Source organism: Sphingomonas sp. (genome assembly GCF_035714405.1).
In the GTDB taxonomy this organism is placed as follows: Bacteria; Pseudomonadota; Alphaproteobacteria; order Sphingomonadales; family Sphingomonadaceae; genus Sphingomonas.
In genome coordinates, this window is sequence record NZ_DASTMA010000022.1 from 50,703 (window position 1) to 67,331 (window position 16,629).

Sequence of the window (16,629 nt, forward strand, 5' to 3'; positions counted from 1 at the left end):
CCCTGAGCGAAGTCGAAGGGCATCAACCTCAGCCCCGGGGTGAGAACCCGCCGAGGAAACTTGCCACATTCGCGCCCAGCGCGTCGACCGCATAGCCGCCCTCCATCACGATCACGGTCGGCCAGCCGCACGCGGCGATGTCGCGCGCCAGCAGCGCGTAGTCGGCCGTCTTCAACGCGAAGCGGCTGATCGGATCGCCCTCCCAGGTGTCCGCGCCGAAGCTGACCACCAGCAGCCCCGGGCCGAAAGCCGCGATCGCCGCCAGCGCTTCGCCCTGCGCTCGCCGGAATTCGTCGAGCGTCGTCCCGTGCGACAGCGGCAGGTTGAGCGTCGCGCCCTCCCCCGCCCCTTCCCCGCGCTCGTCCGCATGGCCCCAATAGAAGGGATAGTCGGTCGCCGGATCGGCATGAACGGAGGCGTAGAACACGTCGCCGCGGTCCCAGAAGATGTCCTGCGTGCCGTTGCCGTGATGATAGTCGATGTCGAGCACCGTCACCCGCGCGACGCCGGCATCGCGTGCCGCTTGCGCCGCGATGGCGGCGACGTTGAGGTGGCAATAGCCCCCGCAATAATCCGCCCCCGCATGATGCCCCGGCGGCCGGCACAGCGCGAACGCGGTCCGCTCGCCGCCGAGCACCGCGCCCGTCGCGGCGAGCGCCGTCTGCGCGCTCCAATAGGCGGTGTCCCAGGTGTCCGGCGTCAGTGGCGTCGTGGCGTCGAAGCCGTAGCGCCCGAGCAGCGCGTCGATCCGGTGGAGCCTGAGCGGCCGCCGCCCGACTACCGGAAAGGCATAGGGGATCGCATCCCCGCTCCGTCCCGCCGCGCGCCACAACCCCGGCGCCTCGCGCAGGAAGGCGAGGTAATCGGCATGGTGCACCGCCTCGATCGGCGCCATGCCGGCGTCCACCGGCTCTGCCGCGCCGCCGATCGCGGCCAGGATCATCGCCGCCCGCGCGGGCACCTCCGCGTACGGGACGAAGCCGCCATTGTGCAGCTCCAGCGCCGGCGCATGGGCGAGCTGGCGGGGCGAGAAGAACCGCCTCATGCCCGCGCCACCGTCAGGCTCCCCGCCGGCAGCGGCCGGCACAGTTCGGCCGACGGCACACCGGGGTCGAGCCACCGCCCCCAATCCTCGCGCCCGAGCACCACCACCTGCCGGCCATGATAGGGTGCTACGTCCGGCCCCGGCGGACAGGTCAGCATCGTCCACGCCTCGCCCACCGTGGGATCGGTCCGCCACAGCCCGGCGATGCAGAACCAATCGTGCCCAGCGAGGCGGAACGCCCATTTGTCCTTGCGCTTCTGCTTGGGGTCGGCGGGCGCGGTGAACTCGTAGAATTGATCCACGGGGATCAGGCACCGACCTTTGTCCAAAGTCCGTCCGTCCGACCGGAAATTATACACCGGCTTGCCGCCTGCCCCCGGCCAGCTCCACCGCCGCGTCACCAGCTCCGCCTGCGCCGTATCGCCGCGAATGATGACGGAGGAGTCGGTGATCTTGAACCCGTCGAGCGGCGCCATGTTCGGCAGCCCTTCCGGAAAGGTCAGCGGGATCCGCGTCTGCCCCCAATCCTCGCGCAACAGGCCCAGCTCGATTCGCCGCGCCGCCTCGTTACACACGCGCCAGCGCCTCCGCGATCAGCCGCCGCGAGTTCGCTACCCCGTACAGCGCGATGAAGCTCCCCATCCGCGGCCCCTGGCTGGTCCCCAGCAGCGTCTCGTACAGTGCCTTGAACCAGTCCCGCAGCGCCTCCTTTCCGAACACCGCCTTGCCCGCTTCATAGACCACATTCTGGATGTCCTCCGCCGAGGCCGCCACCGGCAGCGCCGCCAGCCCATCGTCAAGCGTCCGCAACGCCTCGGCCTCCCGCGCGTCGGGCGCGCGCTTCACCAGCGTCGGCGCGACGAAATCCCGGGCATAAGCCAACGCATAGTCGATCAGCCGGTCGAGCGCCGGATAGTCCGCCGCCGTCGCATCCGGCAGGTAGTTGGCGAGATACCCCCAGACCTGCGGCTTGGTCGCCTCCCCCAGCACGCCTACCAGGTTGAGCAGCAGACCGAACGTCACCGGCAATACGTCCTGCGGCACCTGGCCGCCATGGACGTGGTGCACCGGATTGCCGAGCCGCTCCTTTGCCTCCTGGCGATGGTAATTGTCGCGGAACTGCCAGTAATCGTCGATCGCGCGCGGGATCAGCCCCAGGTGCAGCGACTTCGCCTTCCTGGGCTCCCGATAGATGTAGAAGGCGAGGCTCTCCTCCGGGCCATAGGTCAGCCACTCGTCGATCGACAGCCCGTTGCCCTTCGACTTGGAGATTTTCTGCCCAGCCGCGTCCAGGAACAGCTCGTACACCATGCCCTCGGGCTTCCGCCCGCCCAGGATGTGCGCGATCCGCCCGCCTAGCATGCCGCTGTCGATCAGGTCCTTGCCGTACATCTCGTAATCGACGCCGAGCGTTGCCCAGCGCATGCCCCAATCGGGCTTCCACTGCAGCTTGGCCCGACCGCCCAGCACCGACTGCACGATCGTCTCGCCCTCGTCCACGAACCGCACCAGGCCGGCGTCGGCGTCCACCACCTCGACCGGCACCTGCAACACGACACCCGACTTGGGCGAAATCGGCAGCACCGGCGAATAGGTCGCGGCCCGCTCGGCGCGGAGCGTCGGCAGCATCACTGCCTGGACCGCATCGAAGTTGCGCAAGACGACTTTCAGCGCCTCGTCGAACCGCCCCGAGCCGTAATAGTCGGTCGAAGACACGAACTCGTAGTCGAAGCCGAACCGGTCGAGGAAGTCGCGGAGCATTGCATTGTTGTGCGCCGCGAAGCTCTCATGCGTCTCGAACGGATCGGGAATGCGGCTGAGCGGCTTACCGAGAAATTCGGTCAGCATCGCGCCGTTGGGCACATTGTCGGGCACCTTGCGCAGCCCGTCCATATCGTCGCTGAACGCGAGCAGCCGCGTCGGCCGACCGGTCATCTCTTCATAAGCGCGACGCACCATCGTCGTGCGCAGCACCTCCTGGAACGTGCCGATATGCGGCAGCCCCGAAGGCCCATAGCCGGTTTCGAACAGCACCGGCGCGCCGCCCGGCTTCCCCTCCGGCCAGCGCGCCAGCAACTTGCGCGCCTCCTCATACGGCCAGGCCTTGGACTCGAGAGCGGCAGTGCGGAGATCGTCGGTCATAGCGTCGGCGCATGTGCCGCTTTGGCAAGCCTCACGCAAATGCTATGGCAAGATATGGACCTGGCGCTCGCCTTCGAAGACTCGCAGCCGTTCAAGCTCACGGTGGACCAGTATCACGACCTGATGGAGCAGGGCGTTGTGGAAGAGGGTTCGAACGTCGAACTCCTCGAGGGGATGATCGTCAGCATGAACTCGCAAGCGGTTTCCCACACCTTCTTGAGCTTCGAGCTTGCAGTCCGGCTTCGCGAAGCCTTGAAGGAGATTGGCTCCCCGCTGGTGGCTGTCACCACGCCGACAGTGTCAATGCCTCCAAACAATGCGCTGGACCCAGATGTGGCGGTCACCGACGCGCCTGAGATGGGCCCGGGGTTCCTGCCGGTATCGGGCGTTCGGCTTCTCATCGAAGTGTCGCGCACCACCCTGCGCAAGGACATGAAGGTCAAGCGCGACATCTATGCCCAGGCCGGTGTGCCGGAATATTGGGTCGTGGACGTCAACAAGGCCGAGGTACACCGGTTCGCCGAGCCTGCCGAGGGCGTCTACCGTCAGGAACAGCCAATCCCTCTCGCCGGGCCGCTGGCATCCCTGACCATCCCCGACCTCGCGATCGACGGCTCCGCCATCCTTTAACCCAGCGCCGCGCGCGCCTCGCGGAACGAGATCAGCCGCCGCGCGCGCTCGTCCCACAGCACCAGCCGCACCGAGCGCAAGCTGTCGCGCAGCGTCAGCCGGTTGACGTTCGCCAGCTCCGGCAGCGCCTTCAACGCCGCGGGCAGGCGGTAAAAGGGCACGCCGCTGCACAGATGGTGCAGGTGGTGCATGCCGATATTGGCGGTGAACCAGCGCAACACGCCCGGCAGCGCCAGGTGGGAGCTGCCGTACACCGCCGCCTCGTGATAGCTCCACTCTTCCTTGGGCGACCAGTGGGTATGCTCGAACTGGTGCTGGACATAGAACAGCCACACCCCCGCCGACGCCGCCATCAGCGTCACCGGTATCTGGATCATCAGGAAGGTCTTCCACCCCACCAGCAGGATCAGCCCCGCCGACAGCGCGACGATCGCGACGTTGGTGCCCATCGTGCTCAGCCACGGCCGCCAGCCGCTCTTGGCGAGCCCCAGGGGCAGCCGATAACGCAAGAAGAACAGATAGGCCGGCCCCAGCCCGAACAGCACCACCGGATGCCGGTATAGCCAGTAGCGGAAGCGCGCGACGCGGGGCAGTGCTGCATATTCGGCGACCGTCAGCGTATCGACGTCGCCGATGCCGCGCTTGTCGAGATTGCCGGTGCCGGCGTGGTGCATCGCATGGGTGCGTCGCCAGAAGTCATACGGGCTCAGCGTCAGCACCCCCAGGCACCGTCCCACCCAATCGTTCGCGCGCCGCTGCCGAAAGAACGCGCCGTGGCCGCAATCATGCTGGATCAGGAACAGCCGCAGCAGGAACCCGGACGCCGGGATCGCGATCAGCAGCGTCAGCAGATAACTGACGTCGAACACCAGCCACATCGCCAGCCAGCACAGCACGAACGGGGCCACCGTGATCGCCAGCTCCACCCAGCCCCGGGTGGAATTGACCTCCCGATGCCGCGCCAGCTGCTTGGCCGCGGCGCGCACATCGAGCGCCATGGTCGAGGACGGAACGGACTGGGTCATGCGAGACAAGACAACCTTCATCAGCGGGCACGACGCGGGCCGTCCCCCATACATCGCCCTACCCTGCCGAAAGATCAACGCGCCGGGGCGGAGAAAAGCTGCATGGATCAATCTTGAGGCAACGGTCGCGCAGGCGCCGCACGGCCGCATCCGAGCGCGAAAAACCGCTGTCCTACAACCACCCTTGTCTGTCTTACCCTGTCGGATGACAGACGAATCCCACAGCAACCCCGCCGCGGCTCCGGTCGCGTGCGTCCCTTCCACTCCCAGCGGCGGCCGCGCCGCCACTCCACGCGGCGGCAGCGTTCTCGACGCGAACGGCTTCGATCCGGCCGAGTTCGAATGGCGACCTGTCCCGCGCCGCGCGCGCAAGGATGGTTGGACGACGGAGGTGCAACAGGCGTTCATCGAGGCGCTGGCGCGCACCGGCATCGTCGAACAGGCATGCCAGGAGGTCAACCGGTCCGTCCAGTCGGCCTACACCCTGCGCAACGCTCGCGGCGGCGAGGGGTTCGCGCGCGCCTGGGCCGCGGTGCTGACGCGCGCCGCCGACCGGCTGCTCGATGTCGCGTTCGAACAGGCGATCCTGGGCGAGGAGATCCCCGTCTTCGACCAGGACGGCGTCCGCGTCGGGTCGAAGCGCCGGTATAACACCCGCATGGCGATCACCCTGCTCAAGGCCTATCATCCCGAACGCTTCCGCCATGTCGACAAGGAGGTGCGCCGCGCCGACGAACCGCCGCCCGCGCCGGCCGTCCCGGTTGCCGAGGTGATCGACAGCCTCGCGCCCGTGACCCCGGCCGAGCCGCATCTGCTCGGCCCTCCCGAGCAGATGAAGTCGCGCATCATCAGCGCGCGGGACGAGGGCGAACGGCTGGCCGCCGCGCCGCCCGAGCCGCCGGAAGGTCACCGGTGGCCGAGGGTGCCCGACCCGCACCCGCGTGTGCTGGCCCACGCCGCCCGCCAGCGCGCGCGCCGCGAACGGCGTGAGCAACGGGAGGACGCGTTGTACGGCAACGCCCATGCGGAACGGTTGGAGGAGGCTGTCGACGAACCTGCGGCGCGCGATCCGGGCTGCTATGCGCAATGGCTGGAGGAACACCCCGAGGATCGACCCGCGCCAACCGCTCGGGCTCGGCACCGCCGCAAATAGGGTGCATTTAGGCCTCAACTTCCCCTCAACTTCCGCGCGGACTGGAATGAAGATAGGTCGCATTCGGGCCTCAACTTCCCCTCAACTTTCGTGCTGACGCAGGACGAGATAGGACGCTTTCGGGCCTCAACTTTCCCTCAACTTCCAGGTCCGTTGCGCTTGAAAGGCGCCGGCCGGCAACCCGCGGCGGCTCGCGGACCCGATGGGCATTGCGTGGCGGCACTGGCGTTGCCTGTTCGTTCCGCCGTATAGCCGGGCGGTGCTCCCCCACCCCGCCCTCCATGCCAGCCATGCCGGCATCTGGCTCGCGACGCCGAACGAGACTCGCACCGTCAGCCGTGCGGAGGCGATCCGGGTCGCGGCCGAGACGCCGGTGATCCTCCTCAACGCGCCGCTGGTCGGGCAGCGGCTGGGCTATGCGGAGCTTTCGGGCCTCGACGTGCTCGAGCTGTTCGCCTTCCTCCACCCCGCCCGCTTCGCCGTACCGACGCCCGCCGGGCTCGCCCGCGCGGTGGACCTGTCGCCACCGACCCGCGACGAGGAGGTGGCGAGCTTCCTGCTCGAAGCGACCGAGGCGCTGCTGTCGGTCGCGGCCACCAACTGGCCCGAACGCGAGGGCGCATGGACGGCGGCGGCCTCCTTGCAGCGGCTGCGCTGGCCCTGGGCCCCGGCCGTGCTGGAGCGGCTCCACAAGCCCGACAAGGCAGAACGCTGGCTGTTCGCGCGCCTGCCCGAGTGGGAGGAGACCGCCCCGCGCCCCACCCCGCGCACCGTGCCGGTCGAGCCCGGCGAGGCCGAGACGCGCCTCGCGACGCTGACGGGCCAGGGCGCCGAGGAACGCCCCGGCCAACGCGCCTACGCCGTCGCCGCCAGCGCCGCCTTCGGGCCCCGGGCGGTGCGTGACGCGCCCAACATCATCCTGGCGCAGGCCGGCACCGGCATCGGCAAGACGCTGGGCTACCTCGCCCCGGCCGCGACCTGGGCCGAAAAGGCGGGTGGTGCGGTCTGGATCTCGACCTTCACCAAGGCGCTGCAACGCCAGCTTTCCCACGAGACCCAGCGCCTCCACCCCGACCCCATCCTCCACCGCGAGCGCGTTGTGACGAGGAAGGGTCGCGAGAACTACCTGTGCCTCCTCAACCTGGAGGACGCGCTGCAAGGCGGCTTCGCAGGGAGAGCGGCGGTGCTGGCGCAGCTGGTCGCGCGCTGGGGCGCGTACACCCGCGACGGCGACATGGTCGGCGGCGACCTGCCCGGCTGGCTGACGACCTTGTTCCGCCGCAACGGCTCGGTGGCGCTCACCGACCGCCGCGGCGAGTGCGTCTATGCCGGCTGCCCGCACTACCGGAAGTGCTTCATCGAGCGCGCTGCCCGCGCCTCTGCCGAAGCCGACATCGTCATCGCCAACCACGCGCTGGTGATGGTCAACGCGGCGCGCGGCCGCGAGCTGGCGAGCCGCCCCACCCGCTATGTCTTCGACGAGGGCCACCACCTCCACGACGCCGCCGACGCGATGTTCGGCGTCGCGCTGACCGGCGCCGAGACGGTCGAGCTGCGCCGCTGGATCATGGGCCCCGAAGCCACCGGGCGCGGCCGCCGTCGCGGCTTGCAGGCGCGGCTGTCGGATGTTGCCAGCTATGACGAGGCGGGTCAGCAGGCGATCGGCCAGGCGGTCGACGCCGCGCGCGCGCTGCCCAGCGACGGCTGGTTGCAGCGGCTGGTCGAGGGCCAGCCCTTCGGCGCGATCGAGCAGCTGCTCGCCGCCGTGCGCGGCCTCACCTACGCCCGCGCCGAACAGCCCGGCGACGCCGGCTATGGCCTGGAGACCGAACTCGCCGAACCGACACCCGCGCTGATCGAAGCCGCCGCGCCGGCCGCCCAGGCGCTCGACGCACTGGTCAAGCCGCTCAATGCGCTTGGCCGTCGCCTCGAAGCGGTGCTCGCCGAAGCCCCAGATTGGATGGACGCCCCCGCCCGCGCCCGCGTCGAGGGCGCGATCGCCTCGATCGGCTGGCGCGCGGAGACGGTGGCGAGCTGGCTGGCGCTGCTCGCGCGCGTCGGCGGCCCGGCGGACCCCGACTTCGTCGATTGGCTCGCCGTCGAGCGCGCCGACGGCCGCGAGTATGACGTCGGCCTCCACCGCCGCTGGCTCGACCCCACCCGCCCCTTTGCGGAGGTGGTGCTCAAGCCCGCACATGGCGTCCTCGTCACCAGCGCGACGCTGACCGCCGGCGGCGGCCAGAACGGACCGGATTGGGCGACGGCGGAGGCGCGCGTCGGCGTACCCCATCTCGGCCGCCCCGCCACGCATTTTGAGGCGCCGAGCCCGTTCGATTATGCCGAACAGGCGGAGGTGCTGATCGTCACCGACGTGCCGCGCGGCGATCTGGGTGCGCTCGCCAACGCGTACGCACGGCTGATCGCGGCGGCGAACGGCGGCACGCTCGGCCTGTTCACCGCCATCCGCCGGCTGCGCGCGGTCCACGGCCGCATCGCCGACCGGCTCGCCCGCGACGGGCTGCCGCTCCATGCCCAGCATGTCGATCCGATCGACACCGGGACGCTGGTCGACATCTTCCGCGACGATCCCAATGCGAGCCTGCTCGGCACCGACGCTTTGAGAGACGGCGTCGACGTGCCGGGCGATTCGCTGCGGCTCGTTGTGATGGAGGGCGTGCCCTGGCCCAAGCCGACCGTCCTCCACGCCGCGCGCAAGCTCGCCGGCGGCGGCGGTAGCGCCTATGACGACCGCATCGTTCGCGCCCGGCTGGCGCAGGCATTTGGGCGGCTGATCCGCACCAACACCGATCGCGGCGCGTTCGTCCTCCTGTCCGCCGCCATGCCGTCGCGGCTGCTCACCGCCTTTCCGGCCGGGGTGCCGATCGTCCGCGTCACCTTGGATGAAGCGATCGCAAGGGTCACTTCGCGGCTTTCCACCACGGCTGCGCTGGGGCATGACGTACCCGCATGAAGACGCTGACGCTGCTCCGCCACGCCAAGTCGGGCTGGGACGACGCCGTGCAGCGCGACTTCGACCGGCCATTGAACCCCAAGGGCCGCCGTGCCGCCGCGACCGTAGGCAAGCACCTGCGGCGTGAGAAATTCGGCTTCGACCACATCATCGCGTCGCCCGCGCTGCGGGTGCAGCAGACGCTGGAAGAGATCGCGACCGGCTATGGCCGGACGCTGGCCCCGGCGTGGGACCGGCGCATCTATCTCGCCTCCGCCGCGACGTTGCTCGACCTGATCCGCGACCTGCCGGACGTGCCGAGCGCGATGCTGGTCGGCCACAATCCCGGCCTCGAGGACCTGGTGCTCCTCCTCGTGCCCGACGCCGGTGCGGGCCTGCGCGACGCGGTGGAGGAGAAATACCCGACCGCCAGCGTCGCCGAACTCTCCTTCGCGGTTGATCGCTGGCCGGACGTGGCGGAAGGCGGCGCGACGCTCGCCCGCTTCGTCCGCCCCCGCGACCTCGATCCCGCCCTCGGCCCTGACGAAGAATAGCCGGGGCCGAACCGCGTCTCGCGCGTTAAGCCGGCGAAAGGTCGCCCCCCTGTCCGCATACCTCCACGCCATCGGCACCGCCGTGCCGACCCACGACGTCCACGCCGCCTTTATCGCCTGGGCGCGCGCCCAGGTGGAGCCGCGGAGCGCGCGGCTGTTCGACCGCATGGCGGCGCGCGCCGGCATCCGCCATCGCTGGTCGGTGTTGCCGGAAACCGACGGCGGCGGCTCGCCGGTCGCGCCGGGCGGCTTCTATGACGGCGACGCGCACCCCGGCACGGCCGCACGGATGCGCGTCTATGCCCAGGCAGCGCCCGAACTCGCGCTGGCGGCGATCGACCGGCTGCGCGAGCAGGTGTCGCTGGACGACCTGACCCACCTCGTCGTCGCCAGTTGCACCGGCTTCGTCGCCCCTGGCGTCGATCAGATCATCGCCGCCCGCCTCGGACTGTCGCCATCGGTCGAACGCCTGCTGGTCGGCTTCATGGGCTGCTACGCCGCCGTCGCGGCGCTGCGCAGTGCCCGCCACATCGTCCGCTCGGAGCCGAGCGCGCGGGTGCTGGTGGTCACCGTCGAATTGTCGACACTGCATCTGCAGCAGGTACGCGAGATCGAGCCGCTGCTCGCCATGCTGCAGTTCGGCGACGGCGCCGCTGCGGCGCTGGTCACGGGCGAGCCCGGCGGCTTTCACCTCGATCGACCCTTCGCAGCCGCGCTGCCCGAGTCCGACCACCTCATCCGCTGGGACATCACCGACCAGGGCTTCGCGATGCATCTGTCGGGCGAAGTGCCCGGCCGCATCGCCGCCGCGCTGGCCGATGCGGCGACGCGCGATGCGACGACCGGTGGCGTTGAACCTTCAGCTGTCGATGGCTGGGCTGTCCACGCCGGCGGCCGGTCGATCCTCGACGCGGTGGAGAACGCGCTGTCGCTCCGGCCCGAGGCGCTGGAGCACTCCCGCGCCGTGCTCGGCGACTATGGCAACATGTCGTCGGCGACGCTGATGTTCGTCCTCCAGCGCCTCCTTGCCGGGCCGCGCGTGCGCAACGGCGTCGCGCTCGCCTTCGGCCCCGGTCTCGCGGCCGAGGGCTTCGGCTTCGCATCCGCATGAGCCTCGCCGTGCGGGCAGAGGCCGAAGAGCTGATGGACGCCGACGATCTACCGCCTTCGGTCTACGAGGCGGTGGTCGGCGATCTCGCGAAGGTCAACGCGGTCACCCTGGCCGCGCGCCCGACGCTCGCCTTCCTGAGCCGCGCCGCCCGACGCCACAGGTCGCTGCGCATCCTCGACGTCGGCTTCGGCGACGGCGACATGCTCCGCCGCATCGCGCGCTGGGCGGGCAGACGCGGCGTGACGGTCGAACTGGCCGGCGTCGACCTCAACCCCCGCAGCGAATTGGCCGCGCGGGTCCACACGCCGGCGACGCTGCCGATCCGCTGGGTCACCGGCGACTATGCCGATCTTGCCGGCGAGCGATGGGACTGCGTGATCTCCAGCCTCGTCGCGCATCACATGACGCATGGGCAGCTCGTCGCCTTCCTGCGGTGGATGGATGCCCATGCGCGCGTCGGTTGGCTGATCAACGACCTGCATCGCCATGGCTTCGCCTATCGCGGCTACCCGCTACTCGCCGCACTGGCGCGCTGGCATCCGATCGTCCGCCACGACGGCCGGTTGTCGATCGCGCGCAGCTACCGTCCCGCCGAATGGCCGCCGATCCTGGCGGAGGCGGACATCACCGGCGCGCAAGTCCGCCGCGTCTTTCCCTTCCGGCTGTGCGTGGCCAAGATCTCGTGACGACGCCCGCGCTGATCGTCGGCGGCGGACCTGCGGGCGCGGCGACGGCGATCGGGCTGGCGCGCGCTGGGCTGGCGCACCTCCTTGTCGAGCGCAGCCGCGACACCGGCGACGCGCTGTGCGGTGGCTTCCTCAGCTGGCGGACGCTGGACCGACTGGCGGCACTGGGGATCGAGGCCGACGCGCTCAACCGCGACCGCCTGACCACCGTGCGCCTGTTCGCCGGCAACCGCACCGCGACCGCCGCCCTGCCCCGCCCTGCGCTGGCGGTGTCGCGACGCCGTCTCGACACGCTGCTGCTCGCCCGCGCGCTGGCGGTCGGCGCGTCGGTCGAGCGCGGCGTCACGGTGCGGACGATCGAAGGGACGCAAGCCCGCACCGCAGATGGTGCCACGCTGTCGGCGGACACGATGTTCCTCGCCAGCGGCAAGCACGATGTACGGGGGCTTGCCCGCCCGGCGCAGGCGCGGGGCAGCGACCCGACTCTCGGGCTCCGCCTGCGGCTGCCACCCTCGGCGGCGCTGACCAAGCTGCTCGCCGGTGCCATCGAGCTGCACCTCTTCCCCGGCGGCTATGCCGGACTGTGCCTGCAAGAGGATGGGGCCGCCAACCTGTGCATGGCCGTCCATCGCTCCCGGCTCGACCTCGCCGGCTCCCCGACCGCGTTGATCGCCCGCCTCGGCGAGGAACTGCCCGCGCTGGGCGAGCGACTGGGCCTGGCCGATCTCGGCGTCCCGATCGACGCCATCGCCAACGTCCCTTATGGCTGGCGCGCGGACACCGCGCCGCCCGGTATCGTGCGGCTCGGTGATCAGGCCGGCGTGATCCCGTCGCTCGCCGGTGAGGGAATGGGCATCGCCATCGCCAGCGGCATGGCGGCCTCACACGCCTATGCGGCGGGGGGCGCAGCGGCGATGACACGGTGGCAGCCCCGCTTTGCCCGCCGCCTCGCCCGACCGCTGACCGTGGCCGGCCTGGTCCGGCGCGTAGCCGAGAGCCGCGTCGCCGCTCCTGCCCTGCTCGCCGCGCGTCCGTCCTTGATCGACGCGCTCGCGCGGCTGACCCGCGTCGGTGGTTGACGCTTCGCCCGCGCGACACGACATCGCGGACATGGAACAGCTGAACCTCTCCGAAGCGGAATGGCGCGATCGGCTCACCCCCGAGCAATATCATGTGTTGCGTCAGGCCGGCACCGAACGCGCCTTTGCGGGCACCCTGACCGACAACAAGGCGGCGGGCGTTTACCTGTGCGCGGCCTGCGGCAACGAGGTGTTCGACTCCGCCGACAAGTTCGACTCCGGCTCCGGCTGGCCATCCTACACGCAGCCGCTGACGGCAGAGGCGGTTACCGACCATGCCGATCGCAGCCACGGCATGGTTCGGGTCGAGACGCGGTGCGCGAGGTGCGACAGCCATCTCGGTCATGTCTTCCCGGACGGCCCGCCGCCCACCGGCCAACGCTATTGCATCAACTCGGTCGCACTCGCCTTCAAACCCAGGTGAGCTTGTTGCGGCGGGGCTAACCGCGTAACCCTCGGCCCGCATGGCCCGCGCGCGTTCCCGTCCCACCGCTGCTCCCTCACCCTGGCGGCGGCGGATCATCCGTTCGTTGCAGGTGCTGATCGCGCTGGGTGTTGTCGCGCTCGTTGCACTAGTCATCGCCGTGTTCGTGGCGCGCTCGCAGCTGCCGAGTTTCGAGCAGCTGAAATCCTCGCCCAACGGGCAGATGATCCGCTTCCACGCGGTCGACGGCACCGTGATCTTCGAGCAGGGCCCGAGCTATGGGCAGTGGCTGACCTATCAGAGCATCCCCGACGTGATGCTCGACGCGACGGTGTCGGTCGAGGACCGTCGTTATCGCCAGCACATCGGCGTCGATCCGATCGGCATCGCGCGGTCTGTGCAGGTCCGGCTGGACCGCGGGCGCTGGGTGCAGGGCGGGTCCACCATCACGCAGCAGCTCGCCCGCAACATCTTCCTGACCAACCAAAAGAAGTTCGGCCGCAAGTTCCGCGAGTGGATCCTGGCACTCGCGCTGGAGCGCAAATTCTCGAAGGACGAGATCCTCGAACTCTACCTCAACAAGGTCTATTATGGCGGCGGCGCCTACGGCATCGACGCCGCCAGCCGCCGCTTCTTCGGGCACGGCGCCAACCAGCTGAGCCTGGAGGAAGCGGCGGTTATCGCCGGGCTGGTCAAGGCCCCGTCCAACTACTCGCCCACCGCGGACGCCGAAGCCGCGGTCGGCCGCGCCGGCGTCGTCATCGAGGCGATGGTACGAGAAGGTGTGATAACGCCTGCCGATGCCGCGAGCGCCGATCCCAAGGGCCTGAAGCTCCAGCCCGCGCCCAAGCAGAACTCGGTGCGCTACTTCACGGACTGGGCGCTGCCGCAGCTCGACACGCTGATCGACGACCAGACCGCGCCGCTGGACGTATATACCACGCTCGACCTGACGATGCAGCGCGCGGCGGATGAGGCGATCCGCCTCAACACACCGGCCAACATCCAGGGTGCGCTGGTCAGCCTCGACCGGGACGGCGCGGTGCGCGCGATGGTCGGCGGCAAGGACTATATCACCTCAATCTACAACCGGGCGACGCAGGCGGTGCGGCAGCCCGGCTCATCGTTCAAGCTGTTCGTCTACCTCGCCGCGCTCGAATCCGGTCACAAGCCCGAGGATACCGTGGTTGACGAACCAGTGACGATCAACGGTTGGAGCCCGCGCAACGACTCCCGCCGCAACTCCGGCAATGTGACGCTGCGCACCGCGTTCGCCTACTCCCTCAATACCGTTGCGGCGAAGCTCGGGCAGGAGGTGGGCTTCACCACTGTCGCCGATATGGCGCGGCGGTTCGGCATCACCACGCCGATCAACACCCACCCGTCGATGGTACTGGGCACGTCGGACGTGCGACTGATCGACATGACGCGTGCTTTCGCGAGCGTCAGCCAGAACGGCGTCGCGGTCGCACCATTCGGCATCACCCGCGTCGATGCGGATGGCGAGACGATCTATCGCCACGAGACCGACCGCAGCCATGTGCTGGTAGCCCCCTATGTCGCGGCGCAGATGATCGACCTGCTGCAGACCGCGGTCAACACCGGCACGGGCCGCGCCGCGCAGATCGGCCGACCGGTCGCGGGCAAGACGGGCACGACCAGTTCGTCCAAGGACGGCTGGTTCCTGGGCTTCTCCAGTGGGCTGACGACCGGCGTGTGGATGGGTCGCGACGATGCCCGACCGATTAGAGGATTGTCGGGCGGCACCGCGCCGGCGCGGGCCTTTGCGGCGTTCATGGGGCCTGCGACGCGCAATCGGCCGATCGAGCAGTTCCAGACTCAGGTCACGTTGCCCGAATGGCAATTGGGCAACGAGGAGGAGGCCTATTTCGGCCAGCCCGACGAGACGGTCGAGCCGGGGGTGGGCGTCGACGCCGACGGCAATCCGCTGCCTGGGCCCGCCGCTGCCAACCCGGACGCGGACGCCGCACCCACGGCCGAGGACGACCAGTCCTCGACGCAGCTCGACGAGCTGATCGAGCGCACCACCCGCGACGACCGCCCGCCGGTACCCGTGGAACGCCGGCGACCGCCGCCGCGCGATCCTTATGAGGAAGAGCGTCCGTACCAGTGAAGCGCGGCGCCGTCGCAGCGCAGCCATGCGCGAGCGGCTGAAGGATCGCCGCCGAGCAACTCGGCCACCAGCGCGTGAAAAGCCGGTCCATGGTGCATATGGACGCGGTGCGCGACTTCGTGCGCGACGGTCGCGCGCCGCACGAAGCCCGGCGCCAGGATCAGCCGCCAGCTGTAGCGGATCACCCCGGTCGAGGCACAACTGCCCCAGCGCCCGCGCGCGTCGCCGACCGCCACCTGAGCCACCGTCACGCCGGCAAGCGCGGCAAATTCCGCAGTCTCACGGCTGAGCAGGTCGAGCGCCGCCCCCCGCAGCCAGATCTCTACGCGCCGCGGAACCGTATCGGCCGGACCTTCGATCGAGAGCGTGTCACCGACCCTCAGCACCGTGCGCCGTTTGCCCGCCGACCAGGCGATGGTTAGCGCCTCGTCGGCGACCGGCAGCACCGCGCCGGCCACGAACGGCCGCGCCTGTGGCAGCCGCGCGCGCTGCTCGGCGAGCCAGCCGGCCTTGCTCTGCGCCCAAGCCAGCGCCGGCTGCAAGGGCGCGCGCCGTGGCAGTACCAGCCGTGCCCGCCCGGTGAGGGGGTCCAGCGACAGCTTGCATGAACGCGCGCGCGGGTGGCGCACGACCTCGAATTCAGAGTTCACGGTCGATCAAATGATGCTCCAGATCGCCGACATCGGCCTCGCTCACCGTCCAGCCGCTCACGGACTGTTTGGCGCGGTGTACGGTCTCACGATCGCCGGAGATCAGATAATGCCAAGACGGCAGCGGCTCGTCATTGGCGCGCAGGCGATAGGCGCAGGTGGAGGGCAGCCACTCGATCGCGCGGACATTACGCGTCGTCAGCCGCACGCATTCGGGCACATAGGCGCGCCGATTGCGGTAATCTGAGCACAGTCCGGTGCGCCGGTCGAGCAAACGGCAGGCGACGTTGGTCGCGTGCAGTTCGCCCGTGTCCTCGTCCTCCAGCTTGTGCAGACAGCACTTGCCGCAACCGTCGCACAGCGCCTCCCACTGACCGCGGTCGAGCTCGGCGATCGGTCGTTCCCAGAAGTTCACTTCACCCACTGCCTAATCACCGCTGCGACCGCATCCGGACCGCGATCCTGCTCGGCGGTCGCGATCGGCTTGCCATCCGGGCCCATCAGATAGGCGGCATCGGTGTGGTTCACCAGATAGCCGCCGCCGGACGACACCTCGCCCTTCGAGTGCGCGACGGCATAGGCGCGCGCAACCTTTGCGATCGCCGCCGCATCGCCGGTCAGCCCGATCGCGCGCGGATGGAAAGCGGTGACGAAAGTCTTGAGCACCGCGGGCGTGTCGCGCGCTGGATCGAGCGTGACGAACACCGGCACAACCTTCGCACCCAATGCGGGATCGGACGCCTCGACCTGCTTCAAGCCGGCGGCGATCGCGCCCATGCCGATCGGGCAGACGTCGGGACAAAAGGTGTAGCCGAAATAGACGACCGCATACCGGCCACGAAGGTCGGCGTCGGTGAACGGCCGACCGTTCTGGTCGATCAGCTTGAACGGCCCACCGATCCGCGCGCCCTCGAGCGGTGCCGGCCCGGTGGGTTGTGCCTGACAGGCCGCCAGCGCCAGCGCCACGGCAAGAAGACGGACGTGCCTGTTCATTGCACCGCCAGCCTTGATCGCTAAGGCCGAGCGGCGCAAGCATCGCTCCGCTA

16 protein-coding genes are annotated in these 16,629 nt (G+C 69.7%); 9 read left to right on the top strand and 7 right to left on the bottom strand.

Annotated features, from left to right (window positions below; genetic code table 11):
* Positions 1 to 28: 28 nt before the first annotated feature.
* The 3 genes from VFQ64_RS13090 to VFQ64_RS13100 are packed head-to-tail and all read right to left on the bottom strand — an operon-like array spanning position 29 to position 3,187.
* On the bottom strand, positions 29 to 1,045 hold the full coding sequence (locus VFQ64_RS13090) for a histone deacetylase family protein (RefSeq protein WP_325103782.1): 1,017 nt from the start codon (positions 1,043 to 1,045) through the stop codon (positions 29 to 31).
* Positions 1,042 to 1,620 (bottom strand): SOS response-associated peptidase family protein, encoded by a 579-nt coding sequence (locus VFQ64_RS13095; RefSeq protein ID WP_325103783.1) that lies wholly within the window; start codon positions 1,618 to 1,620, stop codon positions 1,042 to 1,044. Before VFQ64_RS13095 ends, VFQ64_RS13090 begins: the two co-directional genes overlap by 4 nt.
* On the bottom strand, positions 1,613 to 3,187 hold the full coding sequence (locus VFQ64_RS13100) for a lysine--tRNA ligase (RefSeq protein WP_325103784.1): 1,575 nt from the start codon (positions 3,185 to 3,187) through the stop codon (positions 1,613 to 1,615). The genes VFQ64_RS13095 and VFQ64_RS13100 overlap by 8 nt, the downstream gene beginning before the upstream one ends.
* A 54-nt stretch (positions 3,188 to 3,241) precedes the next feature.
* Between VFQ64_RS13100 and VFQ64_RS13105 the strand changes: the two genes are divergently transcribed.
* The gene (locus VFQ64_RS13105) at positions 3,242 to 3,817 is read left to right on the top strand and encodes a Uma2 family endonuclease (protein WP_325103785.1); all 576 of its coding nucleotides are present in this window, start codon (positions 3,242 to 3,244) and stop codon (positions 3,815 to 3,817) included.
* On the opposite strand, the gene VFQ64_RS13110 is transcribed toward VFQ64_RS13105, so the two are convergent.
* Positions 3,814 to 4,842 carry a fatty acid desaturase gene (locus tag VFQ64_RS13110; RefSeq protein WP_325103786.1) on the bottom strand — a complete coding sequence of 343 codons (1,029 nt, stop codon included), beginning with the start codon at positions 4,840 to 4,842 and terminating at the stop codon, positions 3,814 to 3,816. The two genes, VFQ64_RS13105 and VFQ64_RS13110, sit on opposite strands and share 4 nt — an antisense overlap.
* 205 nt (positions 4,843 to 5,047) lie before the next feature.
* On the opposite strand from VFQ64_RS13110, the gene VFQ64_RS13115 reads away from it, so the two are divergent.
* From VFQ64_RS13115 to VFQ64_RS13150, 8 genes are all read left to right on the top strand, one after another.
* The gene (locus tag VFQ64_RS13115) at positions 5,048 to 5,995 is read left to right on the top strand and encodes a hypothetical protein (RefSeq protein WP_325103787.1); all 948 of its coding nucleotides are present in this window, start codon (positions 5,048 to 5,050) and stop codon (positions 5,993 to 5,995) included.
* Positions 5,996 to 6,197: 202 nt separating this feature from the next.
* Complete coding sequence (locus tag VFQ64_RS13120; RefSeq protein WP_325103788.1) at positions 6,198 to 8,966, top strand: ATP-dependent DNA helicase; 2,769 nt, start codon at positions 6,198 to 6,200, stop codon at positions 8,964 to 8,966.
* A complete protein-coding gene (locus VFQ64_RS13125; RefSeq protein ID WP_325103789.1) occupies positions 8,963 to 9,499 on the top strand; it encodes a histidine phosphatase family protein in 537 nt (178 codons plus the stop codon). Before VFQ64_RS13120 ends, VFQ64_RS13125 begins: the two co-directional genes overlap by 4 nt.
* Positions 9,486 to 10,610, top strand: coding sequence for a type III polyketide synthase (locus VFQ64_RS13130; RefSeq protein WP_325103856.1), 1,125 nt, complete (start codon positions 9,486 to 9,488; stop codon positions 10,608 to 10,610). The genes VFQ64_RS13125 and VFQ64_RS13130 overlap by 14 nt, the downstream gene beginning before the upstream one ends.
* Positions 10,607 to 11,296: a methyltransferase domain-containing protein gene (locus VFQ64_RS13135; RefSeq protein WP_325103790.1), complete on the top strand. Its 690-nt coding sequence runs from the start codon at positions 10,607 to 10,609 to the stop codon at positions 11,294 to 11,296. Before VFQ64_RS13130 ends, VFQ64_RS13135 begins: the two co-directional genes overlap by 4 nt.
* Complete coding sequence (locus VFQ64_RS13140; protein WP_325103791.1) at positions 11,293 to 12,375, top strand: NAD(P)/FAD-dependent oxidoreductase; 1,083 nt, start codon at positions 11,293 to 11,295, stop codon at positions 12,373 to 12,375. The genes VFQ64_RS13135 and VFQ64_RS13140 overlap by 4 nt, the downstream gene beginning before the upstream one ends.
* A 31-nt stretch (positions 12,376 to 12,406) precedes the next feature.
* Positions 12,407 to 12,799 (top strand): peptide-methionine (R)-S-oxide reductase MsrB, encoded by a 393-nt coding sequence (gene msrB, locus VFQ64_RS13145; RefSeq protein ID WP_325103792.1) that lies wholly within the window; start codon positions 12,407 to 12,409, stop codon positions 12,797 to 12,799.
* A gap of 40 nt (positions 12,800 to 12,839) precedes the next feature.
* Positions 12,840 to 14,933 (top strand): PBP1A family penicillin-binding protein, encoded by a 2,094-nt coding sequence (locus VFQ64_RS13150; protein ID WP_325103793.1) that lies wholly within the window; start codon positions 12,840 to 12,842, stop codon positions 14,931 to 14,933.
* Here VFQ64_RS13150 and VFQ64_RS13155 read toward each other — a convergent pair.
* Genes VFQ64_RS13155 through VFQ64_RS13165 form a run of 3 tightly spaced genes read right to left on the bottom strand, consistent with a single transcriptional unit; the run spans position 14,906 to position 16,576 of the window.
* Complete coding sequence (locus tag VFQ64_RS13155) at positions 14,906 to 15,583, bottom strand: M48 family metallopeptidase (protein ID WP_325103794.1); 678 nt, start codon at positions 15,581 to 15,583, stop codon at positions 14,906 to 14,908. The genes VFQ64_RS13150 and VFQ64_RS13155 overlap by 28 nt on opposite strands.
* Positions 15,573 to 15,998 carry a YcgN family cysteine cluster protein gene (locus VFQ64_RS13160; protein ID WP_325103795.1) on the bottom strand — a complete coding sequence of 142 codons (426 nt, stop codon included), beginning with the start codon at positions 15,996 to 15,998 and terminating at the stop codon, positions 15,573 to 15,575. The genes VFQ64_RS13155 and VFQ64_RS13160 overlap by 11 nt, the downstream gene beginning before the upstream one ends.
* The gene (locus VFQ64_RS13165; protein ID WP_325103796.1) at positions 15,995 to 16,576 is read right to left on the bottom strand and encodes an SCO family protein; all 582 of its coding nucleotides are present in this window, start codon (positions 16,574 to 16,576) and stop codon (positions 15,995 to 15,997) included. Before VFQ64_RS13165 ends, VFQ64_RS13160 begins: the two co-directional genes overlap by 4 nt.
* Positions 16,577 to 16,629: the final 53 nt, after the last annotated feature.

Excerpts from the sequence above, each read along its gene's own strand:
- VFQ64_RS13100 (WP_325103784.1), bottom strand. The coding sequence starts at position 3,187 with ATGACCGACGATCTCCGCACTGCCGCTCTCGAGTCCAAGGCCTGGCCG.
- VFQ64_RS13115 (WP_325103787.1), top strand. The coding sequence starts at position 5,048 with ATGACAGACGAATCCCACAGCAACCCCGCCGCGGCTCCGGTCGCGTGC.
- VFQ64_RS13120 (WP_325103788.1), top strand. The coding sequence starts at position 6,198 with ATGGGCATTGCGTGGCGGCACTGGCGTTGCCTGTTCGTTCCGCCGTAT.
- VFQ64_RS13165 (WP_325103796.1), bottom strand. The coding sequence starts at position 16,576 with ATGAACAGGCACGTCCGTCTTCTTGCCGTGGCGCTGGCGCTGGCGGCC.
- VFQ64_RS13090 (WP_325103782.1), bottom strand. The coding sequence starts at position 1,045 with ATGAGGCGGTTCTTCTCGCCCCGCCAGCTCGCCCATGCGCCGGCGCTG.
- VFQ64_RS13135 (WP_325103790.1), top strand. The coding sequence starts at position 10,607 with ATGAGCCTCGCCGTGCGGGCAGAGGCCGAAGAGCTGATGGACGCCGAC.
- VFQ64_RS13105 (WP_325103785.1), top strand. The coding sequence starts at position 3,242 with ATGGACCTGGCGCTCGCCTTCGAAGACTCGCAGCCGTTCAAGCTCACG.
- VFQ64_RS13150 (WP_325103793.1), top strand. The coding sequence starts at position 12,840 with ATGGCCCGCGCGCGTTCCCGTCCCACCGCTGCTCCCTCACCCTGGCGG.
- msrB (WP_325103792.1), top strand. The coding sequence starts at position 12,407 with ATGGAACAGCTGAACCTCTCCGAAGCGGAATGGCGCGATCGGCTCACC.
- VFQ64_RS13110 (WP_325103786.1), bottom strand. The coding sequence starts at position 4,842 with ATGACCCAGTCCGTTCCGTCCTCGACCATGGCGCTCGATGTGCGCGCC.
- VFQ64_RS13125 (WP_325103789.1), top strand. The coding sequence starts at position 8,963 with ATGAAGACGCTGACGCTGCTCCGCCACGCCAAGTCGGGCTGGGACGAC.